General features: G+C 70.0%; 15 protein-coding genes. 5 read left to right on the forward strand and 10 right to left on the reverse strand.

Annotated elements, in window-relative coordinates; all coding sequences use genetic code 11:
- Positions 1–135 precede the first annotated feature (135 nt).
- The 7 genes from ACFWP2_RS37965 to ACFWP2_RS37995 form a co-directional block, all read right to left on the reverse strand.
- Complete coding sequence (locus tag ACFWP2_RS37965; protein ID WP_380460388.1) at positions 136–1,359, reverse strand: hypothetical protein; 1,224 nt, start codon at positions 1,357–1,359, stop codon at positions 136–138.
- A gap of 615 nt (positions 1,360–1,974) precedes the next feature.
- A complete protein-coding gene (locus ACFWP2_RS37970; RefSeq protein ID WP_380460390.1) occupies positions 1,975–2,274 on the reverse strand; it encodes a hypothetical protein in 300 nt (99 codons plus the stop codon).
- 550 nt (positions 2,275–2,824) lie between these two features.
- Positions 2,825–3,061, reverse strand: coding sequence for a hypothetical protein (locus tag ACFWP2_RS37975; protein ID WP_380460392.1), 237 nt, complete (start codon positions 3,059–3,061; stop codon positions 2,825–2,827).
- Positions 3,062–3,266: 205 nt separating this feature from the next.
- Entirely contained in the window at positions 3,267–3,968 is a 702-nt protein-coding gene (locus ACFWP2_RS37980; protein WP_380460394.1) for a WD40 repeat domain-containing protein, read from the reverse strand.
- A gap of 96 nt (positions 3,969–4,064) precedes the next feature.
- Positions 4,065–4,424, reverse strand: coding sequence for a VOC family protein (locus tag ACFWP2_RS37985; RefSeq protein ID WP_380460396.1), 360 nt, complete (start codon positions 4,422–4,424; stop codon positions 4,065–4,067).
- Positions 4,425–5,019: 595 nt separating this feature from the next.
- Positions 5,020–5,343, reverse strand: a complete 324-nt coding sequence (locus ACFWP2_RS37990; RefSeq protein ID WP_380460398.1) for a hypothetical protein — start codon at positions 5,341–5,343, stop codon at positions 5,020–5,022.
- 89 nt (positions 5,344–5,432) lie between these two features.
- A complete protein-coding gene (locus ACFWP2_RS37995) occupies positions 5,433–5,621 on the reverse strand; it encodes a hypothetical protein (RefSeq protein WP_380460400.1) in 189 nt (62 codons plus the stop codon).
- A gap of 379 nt (positions 5,622–6,000) precedes the next feature.
- On the opposite strand from ACFWP2_RS37995, the gene ACFWP2_RS38000 reads away from it, so the two are divergent.
- Positions 6,001–7,638: a LuxR C-terminal-related transcriptional regulator gene (locus ACFWP2_RS38000; RefSeq protein ID WP_380460402.1), complete on the forward strand. Its 1,638-nt coding sequence runs from the start codon at positions 6,001–6,003 to the stop codon at positions 7,636–7,638.
- 392 nt (positions 7,639–8,030) lie between these two features.
- On the opposite strand, the gene ACFWP2_RS38005 is transcribed toward ACFWP2_RS38000, so the two are convergent.
- A complete protein-coding gene (locus ACFWP2_RS38005) occupies positions 8,031–8,735 on the reverse strand; it encodes a hypothetical protein (RefSeq protein ID WP_380460404.1) in 705 nt (234 codons plus the stop codon).
- Between the two features lie 552 nt (positions 8,736–9,287).
- Between ACFWP2_RS38005 and ACFWP2_RS38010 the strand changes: the two genes are divergently transcribed.
- The 3 genes from ACFWP2_RS38010 (at position 9,288) to ACFWP2_RS38020 (ending at position 11,767) form a co-directional block, all read left to right on the forward strand.
- A complete protein-coding gene (locus tag ACFWP2_RS38010) occupies positions 9,288–9,467 on the forward strand; it encodes a hypothetical protein (protein ID WP_380460406.1) in 180 nt (59 codons plus the stop codon).
- Positions 9,464–10,153, forward strand: a complete 690-nt coding sequence (locus ACFWP2_RS38015; RefSeq protein WP_380460409.1) for a helix-turn-helix domain-containing protein — start codon at positions 9,464–9,466, stop codon at positions 10,151–10,153. The genes ACFWP2_RS38010 and ACFWP2_RS38015 overlap by 4 nt, the downstream gene beginning before the upstream one ends.
- 801 nt (positions 10,154–10,954) lie before the next feature.
- A complete protein-coding gene (locus tag ACFWP2_RS38020; protein ID WP_380460417.1) occupies positions 10,955–11,767 on the forward strand; it encodes a TIGR04222 domain-containing membrane protein in 813 nt (270 codons plus the stop codon).
- 200 nt (positions 11,768–11,967) lie between these two features.
- Here ACFWP2_RS38020 and ACFWP2_RS38025 read toward each other — a convergent pair whose 3' ends face one another.
- Entirely contained in the window at positions 11,968–12,264 is a 297-nt protein-coding gene (locus tag ACFWP2_RS38025) for a peptidoglycan-binding protein (protein WP_380460411.1), read from the reverse strand.
- A gap of 181 nt (positions 12,265–12,445) precedes the next feature.
- On the opposite strand from ACFWP2_RS38025, the gene ACFWP2_RS38030 reads away from it, so the two are divergent.
- Entirely contained in the window at positions 12,446–12,775 is a 330-nt protein-coding gene (locus ACFWP2_RS38030; protein ID WP_380460413.1) for a hypothetical protein, read from the forward strand.
- Positions 12,776–12,910: 135 nt separating this feature from the next.
- On the opposite strand, the gene ACFWP2_RS38035 is transcribed toward ACFWP2_RS38030, so the two are convergent.
- On the reverse strand, positions 12,911–14,155 hold the full coding sequence (locus ACFWP2_RS38035; RefSeq protein WP_380460415.1) for a hypothetical protein: 1,245 nt from the start codon (positions 14,153–14,155) through the stop codon (positions 12,911–12,913).
- Positions 14,156–15,085: the final 930 nt, after the last annotated feature.

A 15,085-nucleotide genomic window follows, 5' to 3' on the forward strand; every position in this document is an offset into this window, starting at 1 on the left:
TCCGATTCCAGTGATATCGGCCGTGTGCGGGCGTCGGAGGCGAAAGGGCAGTTCAGCCGGTGCCGCGTGTCAGTGGTCGGACGCGCTGTCCGGTACCGCGTGTCAGTGGTCGGACGCGCTGTCCGGTACCGCGTGTCAGTGGTCGGACGCGCTGTCCGGTGCCACGCCGGTTGTCCGCGGAGCTTCAAGGGCGAGAGCAGTGGCGGTCTCGGCATGGCCAAGCGCGGCCAGGGCAAGCAGGAAGTCCCCCTTGGAGGAGAACCTCGCAGCTTGGTCGAGGAACGTCTCGACCGCGTTCCAGTGGTCGTCGGTCTCAATGTCGTACGCGGTGCGCAGGTGCTCGGTGGCGGCGGTCAGCAGGGCAGGCCAGCCGTCGTGGTCGGCGAGGTGCAGCCCCGTCAGCGGGGTGAGCCACAGATCAGCATGGGCGCGCAGCACCTGGCCGGGCTCGCGGTAGTCCACGGCGAGCCCGCAGTCGGAGGTCAGTCTCGCCTTGGTGCCGCAACGCATGGCCAGGCCGGCGAACCATGCCTTGGGTGGTGGGGTGTGGACGGCGCACACCTGGACGGTCAGGGCGAGGCTGTCGCCGGGATCGCTGCTGGTTCCGGTGTCGGGCAGGTGCCCTTCGACGACGGTGGTGGCCCGGCCGGAGCACTGATGGATGTGGCGCATGCTCGTCACATCGCCGCGCTTCCACCGCCGGACGTGGGTGGGGTGCCGCTCCTGCAGGGCGGCGCTGATCTCGTAGGGCAGCTGTTGGGCGAGGCGCACGATCGGCTTGAGGATGTCCGTCCAGGGCGGGTCGTGCTTGTCGTCGTCCAGTGCGCTCAGCGGTACGCCGAGCGCCCTGTCCGGTTCCACTCCGCGGTGCCCGGCCCCTGCGCGCACGCTGTTCAGCCTCCGGACCAGCTGCGTGTGCTCCTCCTGGTTCAGTGCCCGTACGGTGACGTTGCGGGCGGCGTAGCGCTGCTCGGCATCGACCTTCAGGAGGTCGATCAGGCCGCCGAGCGTGGGTTCCGCAAACAGCGGCTTCAGGCGGGCGAGGGACAGCGGTGACTGGCCGGCGACGACCCGGTCCAGGACCGTCATGCCGACCACCGCGTAGGCCGCGGCCTGCTGCCACAGCATCCGCTCCAGGTGGGAGGTGAAGGCGAACGCTTCGGCGGCGACCTCCGACAGCACCTTGAAGTGCAGTGGCAGACCACCGTCGGCCGCGTCCAGGCGCCGTTCGGCGGCCTCCGTCGTCGTGGTCAGCCGCTCACCCGTCGCTTCCGCCGACGCCAGCTCGTGCACCAGGCTCCCGACCGTGTCGTCGAACACGGCGATGGCCTCGTACTCCACTGCGCTGAGACCCGACAATCTCTCCCTGCTCGGGAAGTCCACCCCTGATCCCCTCCCACGTCCGTCCGACGGCCCACGCTAGCCCCGGACTGTCACCGAGCGCAGGCAAACCGCTACTCGAACAGCGAACGGCAGCCCCTACGCCGCAGCAGGCACAGGCCACCAGCGCGTGCGAGCCCGAACGAGGCGGCGGACCGTACGTTGATGGCCTGGCCCCTCGCGATTCGAGCGCGAGAGGCCAGGCCATGTCCGGGGTGGGCCCTCGACCTTCTCGTCGAGGATGGCCGGCCCGAACACGCCCTCGCCCTCCTCGACGAACTCCGCCACACCGAAACCTATGCCGACGACCACCCGGTCCTCGACCCCGGCGGATACGCCTGCTCGGCGCAGCAGGGCGGTACGCCGGGGCGACGGCCCTGGACCAGCACGAACCCGGCGAGCGGGACGTGCTGCTGGCACAGCTGCTGGAGGGCGACGGCCGCCCGGAGGAGGCCGTCATCCTGCTCCGCTCCTCCCCCTACCGCTTCGCACCCGGGCCGCTGGCCGAGCCCCCAGGCCACCGAGGCCGAGCACAGCACCTGGTGAACTCCGGCCGAAGCGGTGCTCGTCCGACCGGCGCGACGCCTGTTCGGATCAGACGGGCCGCATCACCTGGGCCAGGCCCTGCGAAGTGCTCCTCACCTCCGGGGGCGACCCGGGCTGGCTCCGATACGTCGCACCGGAGATCGTGACTCCCGCCAGTTGGGACAACGGCAGACGCTCGATCCGACCGTCGGCCGGCCCACCGACGAAAGTCGCCAGAACGGTGATCGAGTTCGTGCCCACGGAAACCGGCACCTCCACAGTCTCGTTGTCGGACGAGGCCGCCGCGGAACCCTCCGCACTGCTACCGCACCCCGCGAGCGCAACCAGCAGGCCGATGCAGGCCAGCATTTTGAATCTTTGCACTCACGCATCCTGCCAGGACCAGAGCCGGCGACCCACGGCAGGGACGATCTCGTGACCCCGCGCGCACGGCCTCGCGCTGTCGCCGTACGGGTCGCCTTGCGTACCCGTGACCGGCCGGGCCCCGCACCGGTTGCAGCTGGTATGACGACCTCTGCGCTGTCCTGGCTGCCGCTCCCTCCTCGCTCGACGCCGAGGCCGAGCCCGCACCGCCCGGGGAAGAGCTGACCGAGGAGGAGCGCGCCGGGCTGCAGGTGGCCGCGGCGGCCGGGGAGAGGGCAGCTGCCTGGGTGCGGGAGCTGGCCCGCCGGCAGCCGGTCGAGGCGCACGGGCGAGTGCGACGCCGAGCGGGGCGGTGCTCACCGGCCGGTGCCCTCGTGCAGCCAGGTCGCCGGCGACCGCGGCCAGGTCCGGCGGGCCGTCGAATCAGCTGGGCGGCCCAGGCGGGGGAGTCGGCGGCCACGCGCAGGCGGCGGGTGTGCGGGTCGTAGCCGGTGAGGTGCCAGTGGGCGGCAGCGTCGAAACCGATGATGGTAGGTCAGCGGTCGCGCAGGCCTCCGCCCGCGCTGCCCAGGGTCCAGCCGCGGGCCGCAACCAGGGCGAGGAACATCTCCGAGAGGAGCTCGGGCTCGCGCGGGCCACGGCACGCGGCCGCGGTCGGCCGGAGCGGGCGGACCGTCCGCTGGGCGGGCGTGCTGCCGTGGGTACGGGCGGCCTGGCGGGCAGCGCGCACGGGCGGTGCGGGCGAGATCGGCACCGGACTGGGCTGCTTCATCAGGCGTTCACCGCCTCGCGGACCGGGGCGGTGGTGGCCGCCGTCGTGCGGATCCGGTCGGCGCGCCCGCGCAGCGCCCGTAAGGTCTCCAGGCGCTCGAGGAGCAGGAACTGACCGGCCGCCGCCCCAAGTGACCAACCCGTAGCGGCAGGCTGATCCAAAGTCTCGCTCTCACCGGCCCGTGACCTGCTCAGGTACCCGAAACTCACCGGCCGGTGGCCACCCGCAGGGTGTGGTCCGAACTGGCGGAGGCGAGCAGGCGACCGTCCGGTGAGAAGGCCACGCTGTTGATCTGTTTCGTGTGGAATTCTAGTGGTTCGCCGACACGCTGCCCGGTAGTCATGTCCACGAGTAGCAGGTTCCTCTCAAGGGTCCCGCAGGCCAGAAGCTGGAGATCGGGACAGAACGACATGAGGCTCGCGACATCATCGAGCCTCGGCAACTGCTGGTCGCATACACGGGTGGAGGGGTTCCAGATCCGAATCCCCTCGGGTACTGCCACGGCGAGCCGTAGCCCGTCGAGAACAGTCATGGAGCTGGCTTCGCGGTCGAACCGAGGGACGAACACCTGCGTGAGCTGACGGGTGCCGAGATCGTAAAGGAGAATCTTGTCGTCGTTCCGGCTGTGGAGGGCAAGGTGTCTTCCGTCGGAGAACGGAAGGACGTTGTCCAGCAGACCTTCCACGAAGGGGTGGGAGGTGGGCTCCCACGTGTCCCTGCTCCACGTCGTCACTTCTCCGAACCGCCCCGCCGAGACGAGACAGTCACCGACAGAGGAGAAGGCCAGGCAGAACACCTCACGTTGGTGGTGGGGAGCGGGGGTGTTGACGAGCCTGCCGGTCATGACGTCCCAGACGAACACCGGAGACCGCTCGACGAGGTCCTCGCCGCCGGCAGCGACAAGCACGCCGTCGGGGGAGAGCGCGACAGTACGGGCCCGCTGGAGGCGATCGTCCGTGAAGGTCCCAAGGTGGTCAGCGGGGCACCGGGCCTTCGGCGCCTTCTACGGGCCCTCGATGCCGACGATGGTGCCGAACGGGTCGCGCAGCTGGGCGATGCGTCGGCCCGGCTCGATAGTCAGCGGGCCGCGGTGGTGCTCGCAGCCGACCGCCAGCAGCCGCTCCCGGACCCGATCGACATCGTCCACGCCCCAGTACACGACCGGGCTGCCGCCCCGGGGGTTGCGCTCGTCGTCCGCTGGGTGGAAGCCGACCTCGACCCCGCCGATCTCCACCCAGGCGTAGACCGCCCCGGTGTCGCTGACGTCGAGCTTCACGGGGACGTCCAGGAGCTCGCCCCACCACCGGGCCGACGCCTCGGGGTCTGTGGCGAAGGTCATCACGGTGCATACAGTCTTGAACACGGGCAAACCTCCAGAGGGTTCTGACTTCGCTCCGTACGGAATCCGCGGCGTGCAAGCCCGGCGGTGCAGTGGTTCGAGGGCCGCGCGGGCCCGTGGTGCCGGCCGCATGGTTGACGGTAACGGGCGACGGTCAGGTAGTGGAGCGGTCCTGGTCACACGGCACCGTGAGGGGCATCGGCGGCCGACCCCCGCTCAGCGGGTCGGGGAGCAGCTGGTGCAGCGCTGAACCCTGCTGTCCCTTCAGATGCCACACATCAGCGACATCCGAACGCAGCCGGGCGGCCGAGCCGCACCGGTACGCGGTCCGCCCCGGCTGGGACGGCTCGGCCGGTTCAACCGCATCGGCCTGGTGGAGTCGGGCGTCGGCGGCCCAGGAAGACCTGGACCGCCGACGCCCGCAAGTGCAACGTGTCGTGGCGGACGATCAGGAAAGCCGTGGACTCGGTCTGGCCGGAGCTACGGAAGAAGCTCCCGCCCGCGCCGATCGCACTGAGCCCGTACAAGGCGGTGGTCGACGGGATCCTGCGGACCGACCTGGACGCGCCGCGCAAGCAGCGGCACACGGTCGCCCGGATCTTCCACCGCCTAACGAGATCTAACCAACCCTCACGTACTGCTCGATGTCGTCGAGGACAGTGATCGTCACCATGACGTTCAGCGGGCTTCCCCAGTCGACATGAAGCAGGAACTCCACACCGCCGGCTTCGGAACCGTTGCCATGAGCACCAACGTTCGACACCCAGATGGGCGCAGCCCCGAGGCTCGGTCGAATATCCTCAAGGCCGCCGAGCCCGCCAGGCCAGAAGAACTCTGCCGCGGTGATGATCACGGCGGACTTCTGGTTGATGAGGGGCCAGTTGAAATTCCTTCTGACAGTACCGTTAACGCCGCTATAGAAGAGGCGGAGTGAATGAGACATTGTTCGCTCCTATGTTAGTCCCGGCAGTCGATTTCGGACACGCGGGAGGAGGTGGGCATTACCTAGCTGAGCGCGCTTGCGCAGGGTGATCACCGCCGATCTAGAGCCTTGTTCGTATCGCGGAGTAGGGCGAGAAATCGTCGACGGCAGGCAGGGCAGCGGTGCGCTCCGTGGTGCCAGCCGTGCTGAATGCAAAACTCGGGATTGCTCGCGTTCTTGGTGAATGGGTAGCCGTCGTTGGCGAGCCCCTGAAGGAAGTCGTCAATGGTGCTGTTCATGATCTGCCTCGATAGATCAGAATGGCCGAACAAGGGGGCCATCAGCGTGTGGTGCACATCGAAGCCGCTCCCGCGTGGGGACCAGGCAGGGATGGAAAATGAACCGAGTCGCTGTCGGCAGTTAGCGGTACCCGCGTCCCATGCGGCGGGATCCTTTGCGGATCGCCCTGTGCCTCTGCCGGATCACGCTGTCGAACCTATCTGGGCGCGCGCGCACGCGGCGTCGGGTGAATCGCTCAAGACGCCCGGCCCGGTGGCATGGGTCGAACAGCCCACGGGCCGACCGCCGGACCCGCCGGGTTCCGGGGCTTTCCACTAGATTGAGATAAGGAGCTCTGCATGGGGACTCGCGCCGGTATCTCGGGCACAAGGAGCAGCCATGAGTGTGGTGTCCCAAGATCTCGAACGGGGGCGCACCGCGTATGAGCGGCACTTCTGGGAGGAGGCGTTCACGCTGCTCAGCAGCGTTGATGCGGCCTCGCCGCTCGGCGCGAAGGACTTGGACCTGCTCGCAAAATGCGCGTACTTCACTGGTCGGAGCGAGGTATGCGTGGAGGTCGGCCGCCGTTCCTACGCCGAACGCCTGCGCGCCGGCACTCCGCGCGGCGCGGCCATGTGCGCTTGCCAACTGAGCGTCGTTTTCATGCTCAGAGGCGACGTGGCACTTAGTGGCGGTTGGTTGGCCCGCGCGCAGCGGTTGCTGGAGCAGGAGCCGGAGTGCGTCGAGCTGGGCCATACCCTCACGGCCGAGGCGGAAGCACTCTACTGGAGTGGTGATCTGGAGGGGTCGCTCGTCCGGGCTTCCCGGGCGGCGGAGATCGGCAGCCGGTTCTCGGATCTCGATGTGGCGACCTTAGGTCTGCACCAGGTGGGCCGCGCGCGGTGCCGACTCGCTGGGGTCGCCGAGGGGATGAAGTTACTCGACGAGGCCATGATTGCCGTGCTCGCGGGAGACCTCGGGCCGTTCTACGTGTGCTGGGTCTATTGCAGCTCGATTTCCGTGTGCCGGCTCGTGTCGGAGTTCCGCCGTGCTACGGAGTGGACCGCGGCCTATGAGCAATGGGTGGGCGCCCGCGAGGATGCCCTGGCATTCTCCGGCACGTGCCGCCTGCACCGGGCGGAGATCATGCGGATCCGGGGGGCGTGGACGGAGGCGGAGCGCGAGGCCCGGCTGGCTGCCGAGCAGCTGGACGGTTTGGACGCCATCGACGCAGCTGAGGCAATGTACGACGTCGGCGAGATCCGCCGACTGGTCGGAGATCTCCACGCGGCCGAGGAAGCCTACGTCCAGGCCAGCCGGCTCGGCCGGGAACCGCAAGCGGGTATGTCGCTGCTGCGGATGGCCCAAGGCCGGAGGGACGAGGCCGGGGCGGCGATCCGCCGGGCCCTGGCCGAACCCCACCGCGACCGTGCGGCCCGGGCGGCGCTCCTTCCCGCCCAGGTCGAGATCGCTGTAGCGGCCGACCGGATTGAGGAGGCACGCGCCGCGGTCGACGAGCTTCAGACCATCGCATCCGACTACGGCCCGGCCGTACGGGCGGCAGCGGAGTACTCGCAAGCGCTGGTGCACTTGGCCGAGATGAACGCGAACGGTGCGCTCGCCTCCCTGCGCCGGGCGTGGCAGGTGTGGCAGGAGCTGGACGTGCCGTACGAGGCGGCCCGCACACGCCTGCGGATCGGTTTGGCGTGCCGTGCCCTCGGCGACGAGGACACCGCGCGTCTGGAGATCGACGCCGCGCGGTACGCCTTTGCCCGGCTCGGCGCGACGCCCGACCGCCAGCACGCCGAGCGGCTGCTCAGTAAGGACAAGCGCACGGAGCTGCCCGGCGGGCTGACATGCCGGGAAGCCGAAGTGCTGCGGCTGGTGGCCGCGGGCAAGAGCAATCGGCAGATCGCGGCGGACCTGTTCCTGAGTGACAAAACCGTGGGCCGCCACCTGAACAACATCTTCCTCAAGATCTCCGTGACCTCCCGGGCCGCGGCAACGGCCTACGCATATGAGCACCAGCTCGTTTGACCCGCCTCCATCCCGCAGTCGGGGTGGAGGCCACACCCGTCTTCCAACACCACCGAGCCGTGCCGGGGCCGGTGTTCAGACGGTGTGGTCCGGCCCGGCAGTCAAAAGGGCGGGTTGCCAGGATTCCCATCGCCGAGTGGCCAGGCCGAGCCGGAAACGTGTCCTTCCCGCGCGGCCGCCGTCAATCGGCGACCTGGACAGCTTGAAGCAGCAGCCCGCAACGGGCATCGGGCCGCTTCGGGTTGTTCACTGGTCAAGGCGGCCTCGCTGACCTCGCTGCTCCTCAACGCAGGAGCCGCAGCAACAGAGCGGCCCCTCCCGCGTTCCTCACTTCACGGTCGCTGACGCGTTCGCCACGCAGGCCGCGGGCAAGCCCAGGTGCGGGACGCGGCTCAGAACGGTGGCTCGATGGCGAGCCGCAGCCGCCGCTCGCGGTCCTCCTCGGTTTCGAGGCCATCGATGTCGTGCCCCCACGTACGCAAGCCCGCAAGTGCGACGTCTCGGTGGTCGGGACGGTAGCTCTCCCGCAGCAGGCGTCGGGCGTGGTCAGCAAGCTTGGCCCGGTGCTGTGCCAGATGGGGGTGCTCGACCAGGGAGACGGTCGTGAAAACAGCGGCGTGGCGGACCGCATGGTCCTCGTCGTCGAGCAGCGGGGTGACGACCCGATGGACAGCAGGCCGCAGGCGTCGGAGGGCGGTCTCGTTCGAGCCGTGCCCGAACGAGGCGCAGGTACGGTCGTCGGCGGAGAGGAAGTAGTGACCGAGCATCTCGAGGAGGGTCGCGCGCATCGACCGGCCGAGGGTGTCCGGGTCGGGGAGGCCGAGTGCCTCGGCGGCCCGGGGGTCGGCGAACAGGCCGGCCAGGTACGTGGCGGTCGGCACGGTGGTCGGCAGCGCCTGCCCGGCCTCGGGGTGAAAGGCACCGCGGAGACCCTGTCGGGCCTCCCTCCGGACGGCCGGGTCCGGGTGCAGCACATCCCGCAGGCCGGCCCGCACCCGGTGGGGGTCTCCGAACCCACACTCCAGGCTCGCCCAATCAGTCTCGCGGAGCACGGTATCGGGATCGGGCAGGTCGGTTGTGGTCGATCCGTCGATCATGCCTCGAAACCCTAAGGCCTGTGGCCGTCTGGTGACGGGGGTAGTGCCGTCCTCCCCGCGCATGCAGGGCCGGTTGGAGCGCCGTTCGTGGTCGGCGGGCCTGGTCCCGGCGGGGTGGTACTCCGGGACCAGGCTGGGGAGCCTGCGGCCACAGGCTGCCGTCCCCTGGGGTGCGGGCGTCCAAGACGATCGGCCCGTTGCTTCGCCGGGGAGGGCGAAGAGGTCTCCAGGCTGGCTGTTTCGGTCGTATGAAGCAAGCGGTTGACAGACCCTGGGGGCAATCGAGCGCCGGTGGCCGCTGGGACGGAGCCTGGCCTGCGTCTGTTGCATGGGCATCCGACTTGTTCCAGCAGGCGAACAGGGCAGGCTGATTGTGCGCTCATGCGTTCATAGACAAGTCGGTGACGTCCAACGGAAGACGACATGTGCGCAGATCACGGCAAGCGCTGGCGGCACATGCCCGCAGTGGCTCAGGGTGGCGGTGCTGATCCGGTGCGGCGGCCACCACGCCGGGAGAGGCGTCCAAGACGTTTCGACTTGAGGAGCATGCTCATGCCTGCGTACGCGCCAATGTTGGACCACCTGTTGACCGTACTGATCGTTGTCGTGCTCGCCGTGGTCCGGTGGGGCACGGCGCGGCCGGCCTGTTCGTCGAACTGGCTCGCGCCGGCCCGCGAAGTGCTGATTCTGGGCCTGCGGCTGGCGACCGCGGTGGAGAGGGAGGCCCGGTGACGAGCAGCGGCCGCCCGGAGCGGCCGCTGGACCGAAACGACGGGCCGCAGGTGGCGTTCGCGTGTGACCTGCGGTTGCTGCGGGAGAGCGCTGGGCTGACGTACCGGCAGATGGCGGAGAAGGCCGGCTACTCACACAACTCCCTGGCACAGGCTGCGGGCGGTGCCCGTTTCCCTTCGCTGGACATCGTGCTGGCTTTCGTCGGCGCCTGCGGCGGGAGCGAGACCCACTGGAAGCACCGGTGGCGCGAGGCCAAGGAGGCGATCGCCTACGTGAGCCAGCGGACCGAGCCGTGCGCGTCCGATCGCTGGGAAGAGCCCCCCGACGACCCCATCGACGAGGACACCGCCGCGGGTCGTTTCGTCACCCACCTGCGCCGGCTCTACCTGATGCACGAACGCCCGATCGACACCATTGCGCAGGAGACCGGCCGGTCCGCCACCGACGTGCGACGCTGGCTCGACGGACATGCTCAGCCGACCCCCGAGGAGCTGATAGCCCTTCTCAAGGCTTTCCACGCTCCGCCTGGTGGAGTGCGCATCGCGCAGCGCCTGCACGACAAACTCCACGACACCATGGACCAGCCGGCCACGTCCCGACCCTTCCGGCTGTGCCTGCAGTTCCGCTGGGGCGAACGTCAGTGGGCTGTAACCCTCGGCGCGGAGCCTGAGACAGCCGCACGCTGACAGTGCCCGTGGGTTCGGGGCGGTGCCCATCAGAGTGCCGCGGCCGGGTTGACGGCCAGGTGGCTGGCCTGCCTCGGAGGCGGACGACGAGGTCCTGTTCGGCCACTTGCCTCCTGCAGTCGCCGACCGGGGCCGGAGGATCGCGGACGCAACGACCTCGGCGACGGCGGCGAAGTCACCGATCGGGGAGGCGTCGAAGGCGGCCAGGGCCTGCTCGAAGGCCTCCTCGGCGAGGGCCGGGGCGGTAGGACGGTGGCGGTTGGCACGCAGGGCGGCGTCGTGGGCGAGGTCGGCCTCGGCGTCGGCCAGCGGCGAGCTGGCCAGCCTGGGGAGGGCGTCGGCCCGGTAGACGGCGACGGCGTCTCGGACGGTCTGCAGGTCGGATCCGAGGACGTTCTCGCGGCCGGCACCGGCGGGGCGGGCCGCGGCCGTCGCCGCGCGCAGCTCGGCCTAGGTGCGGCGGGCAACGGCGTTGACATCGCGGTGGTCGGCGAGGGCCAGATCCACGCACTCGTCCACCGCGGTGCGGGTGGCCCGCGTGGCCCAGCACGACCCGCACGGCAACGCCCGGCGTGCCGCTTCGGCAGCCTCGGACAGAGCCAGGGCCTGTTCGGGCGGGGCCCGGTCATCTTCAGGGCGCTGCTGATGTGGGATCAGGGCCCGGCGATCATCCAGGTCACGAAGATCGCGGACGTGCTCTCATCGCGCTCCGGCGGCGTGGCGGTCGGGTCGGTCGACGGCTTGGCGTCGCCTTCCCGCTCTGTCATCCTGCGGGAACGACGGCCGGGGGCGGGGCGTCGGATGGTCCGTTCTTCAGGGGGTTTGGTGGGATCGGTAGGTGTGGTATGCGCGGTGGCCGCGCTCCTCGGAGCGGGGCTGCTGCGATGGCAACCGGCCCGGGGGAGGACTGACGGCCTGACAGCCGCGGCAATCGCGGGGGTGCGTGGGGGCTCGAAGGCCGCACTGGTGGTGGCCGTCGTCGAACTGCACCTCGCGGGGGTACTCGACACCGACCGACGGGGCCGCCTGCGGCGGGTGATGCACGCCCATCCCGGGCAGGACCCAACTCCATTGCACCGGGCAGCACGGACGGCGTTCGGCCGGGACATGTCCTGGGCCGACGCCGTGACCACCCCGCCCGTACGGCGGGCCCGCGAGGAGACCCGCACCGACCTGGTCCGCCGCGGCCTACGCTGCAGCCCGGCCCGGCTGGCCACATCCAGCGTGCTGGCCGCGGCCACGTGCGCGACGGGCACGCTCGCCACCGCGCGGGGCGCCTGGTGGACAGGCCTGCCCATGGCCGTACTCCCGCTCGTGCTGCTCTGCGCTCCGGCCCGAACCCTCGCCGGACATAGGCTGCTGCGCGAACTGCGCCGCCGGCACCCCCTGAGCGAGGCGACAGCGCCAGGTGGCACACCATCGGAACCCGACGGGGCAGGACTGCTGACCGCGCTGTACGGACGCCGGGCGCTGCGCCTGCTACTGCCGGACTTCGCCGCCCGGGCCGCGCTCCTCGGCGGGCGCGGGGCCCGGGAGACCGTCGCCCGCACCGGCAGCGACTACGGCCCGTACGAGGGGTCCGGCAACGCCGCGAGCTACAGCGGCGACCTCTGACGTCGGGTAACCCCGGCTGCCGCTGCCGGTACAAGCACCCGTCGGCGGACTACGGCTCAGCACGGTGCCGGGCCCACCTGCCGCGGCGCGCGCCAGCACGGACCTGTGGCTCACCGGTCCACACACCACTCCGACCACGACACCCCATCGGCCCCGCCTGCGCGGGGGTCAGCCGTCGAGCGCGCCGCTCTCACCGGAGGTCAGATTTTGATCCAGTCGACCCATCGAGCGAATGCGGCCTGGGTGCCGGCGCCGGCAACGCCGTCGATGGCGCCGGTGTAGCCCCAGTGCTTCTGGAGCAGGGTCTGAAGCTTCTTCGCCTGAGCGGTGCTCAGTCCCAGGTTGGTCACCTCAGTGACCGCGGCCGACCCGGAGATCGAGAGTGACTGCTGCCTGGCCGGCGTTGCCGCGAGGGCAGTCCCGGACATCGCCAGGCTCCCCCCGGTGATCCCGACCAAAGCCATGGCCCCGATGAACGTCTTCACCAGTCCGTTCACGTGGTGCCCCTTCGATGACAACCCGCTGGGCGGGCGACTTCCTGGACGGCGACCACTGTGGCACGGGCTCCGCCGCACGTGTAGCGGAACACCGGCGGATGGCTGGTAGTGCGCTGTACGCAGACAGGGGAATCGGGGAAGGCCGGGACGTAAGGGCAGGTGTGGGGGCAGGGTGGTGGTCATGACGGACGATGAGAAGAGCGGGCTGGTGGGGTTCGTGGCGGCTCCGAACGGGTGGCGGGTGGCGATCAGGAGTCCAGTGGACGACGTGATCATGGTGGTCCCGGTGGTCGGGTGGTTGCCGATCGTGAAGGACTCCGGCTCGATCATGAACTCCGAGCTGGAGCCGGTGGTGCTCTTCGACAACACGGAGGAGCCGATCATCACGACCGTCCACAGCACGCTCACCGACTGGGAGGACGGCTCCAGCCTGCACCAGGTACTCGCGCCCGGATTCGAGGTCCGGAAGGTTCCCGACGGGTGGAAGGTCGTGGAGTACGGCGACTACTGAGCCTGGGCTTGTCTCTTGAGGAAGGTCTCTACTCCGCAGCCAGACAGAGGAAGCCCTGCGCGAACAATAGGATGTCGTTCTCCGTCGGAGGGCTTGAGCCCGGACTCGCTGGCTTTGCCCGTGCGGGGATGCCCCTCAGCGCACCGCGTACGCGGTCTCAGTCACCACGAGCGGGGCTCCGGCCGGGCCCTTGATGTACGGGCCGCGCCAGATGATCCGGTGGACCCCCTGGCTCGGATACCACTGGCGAACCTTGTGCATCCGCACCGGGAAGCGGTGGTGGTACACCCGGTGCCCTGTGCCCCCACCGTCTCCGGCGACCCCGGTCAGCGCCGCCAGTTGCACCACCCGCACATCCGGCACGGCCGCAGGCCCAGCAGCCCGACCCTGCCGCGGAAGCATGCTGGCGACCGACGACCGGTGGACCGAGACCTCCATCGACTTCTGAGCCGCCAGACGCCAGAACGCGAACATGTACCGGCGGACGAAGTCCTGCGTCGGATCCGCGACCACCTGCCCGCCCGTCCACTCCCCGACGTCCTCTACTACCTGCCCACGCACCTCGTTCGCACTCTCCCGCAGCGCCAGGTGGACCTGCTGCACGCCCTGGGAGACCTCGTGGAGCTGCGCCGCGTCCAGGTGTGCGAGGTGGCCGTTGCCGGTCATACCCATTACTCCGTCAGGAACGAGGAGTGGTAGCGGCATCCCCGAGGAACGAGCCACCGCCAGTGCGGCCCTCCACTCATCGGGTTGAATCGGCCCGTCCCGGTCCATGAACGAGGTCACCCGCACCCCTGGGGTCCCGCCCTCCACCTCGGGCCAGCCGCTGTACAACTGGACCGGTGCCCAGCCGAACGCGGCCGTGTCGGACAGCGCCCCGTTCCGGTTCGCGTGCACGATCGGCTCCGGCAGAATGAGCAGACCGGTTGGCACCGGCAGATCCACATCCCGGTCAAGCGTGGCGGTGTCGGCGATTTCCAGCGTCGCGGAGGCCGCCATCACCGCGGCATGTGCCGCTGGCGAGATGACGAAGACCTCCGCGGTCCGCAGCAGCTCCTGGTGACGCCGAATCTCCCGTTCGGTGTGCTCGTTCAGATCCCGGCTCCACGGAGGCGGGTCGCCCATCGCGCCGACGGTGATCGACAACGCGTACTGCCACGCCTGCTCGTCGCCCAACCCGCCGGCCATCACCGCCATCCGGTAGCTGTCGCCGACGCCGTTGCTCGTGTTCTGGTGCATCATCGCCCGGACGAACGGGTTGTCCACCGCCCCCAATGTCTGCCGGATCATCTCGTGACCACGTCGGGCCGCACCGGCTGCCGTCCATTCGCCCACCCGGTCCCGTGACCGGTCCCGCTTCCCGCGGCTGGCCTTTCCCACCTACGCTCCCTCTTCCAGGACACCCGAGTGGATGCTGCCCACGTGTGGCTCTCACCAAGCCGACCACGAGCCAGCGGGGATAAGAACAGGCGCCCTCCCCGCGCCTGCAGGAGTCAGCCGGCATCGACCCCTTGTCACCGAGGTGACCGCCAGTCCTCCCCGCGCTCGCGGGGGTTGCTCGACCTACCGCAGCGGGTGCGCGGCGGCGACCTGGGCGGCCCCGTCTGCACAGAGATGGTTGTCTCTCGGCGAGATTCGAACTGAATGATTGGCTGGTGGGTCACCGGTTGCCGCCAGCCGCGCGTACCCGGGCGGAGGCGTCGGCGGCCGGGGTCCATTGCTGGCCGCCGATCGGCACGGCGAGGGAGTCCACGGCCTCGGGGCTGGTAGCCGCCAGGGGCGAGATGATCGGCGGCGAGGTCGGCCAGGTCCCGCGCGAGCTTGTCCGCTGCGGCTCGGCCCGCCGTCGGCGGGCGGCGGTGGAACGGTCAGAAGCAAGACCGTCGCGGAGGCGGGCAAGGAGACCGGGGAGATCGGTGCCGGGGCTCGCTCACGGCGCAGTGCCTCCTGAGTCGCCACCATCTACGGGTCAGCACCGCCGTGGTCTCGGGCGGCGGTCTGCCTGGCCGTGTCCTTGCATGCGAGGAGGGGTATCGGGCTTCCCTGCTCAGAGGGGTGTTCCGTGCGGCGTACTCGCTACTCCCGTCCATAGGCGGCTGCGTTTCACCGCTCGCCGTGCCGGGCCGGGCTCTGTCCGCCACCGCATCCCCGTCGGCCGCCCTGCGGCGCCTTTCAGTGTTCCTGGGGAGTCCGCGGAAAATTTCTTCGAACCGGCCTGCAACCCCCCGGGGGGATGGACGTCTATCAGGGTGAGAGGCGGGGAGAGCGAGCCGGCGGAGCCGGGGGGCTCGGGCCGGCTCCTCGGGGCGC

The sequence above is a fragment of the Kitasatospora sp. NPDC058444 genome, from assembly GCF_042721415.1.
GTDB lineage: Bacteria > Actinomycetota > Actinomycetes > Streptomycetales > Streptomycetaceae > Kitasatospora.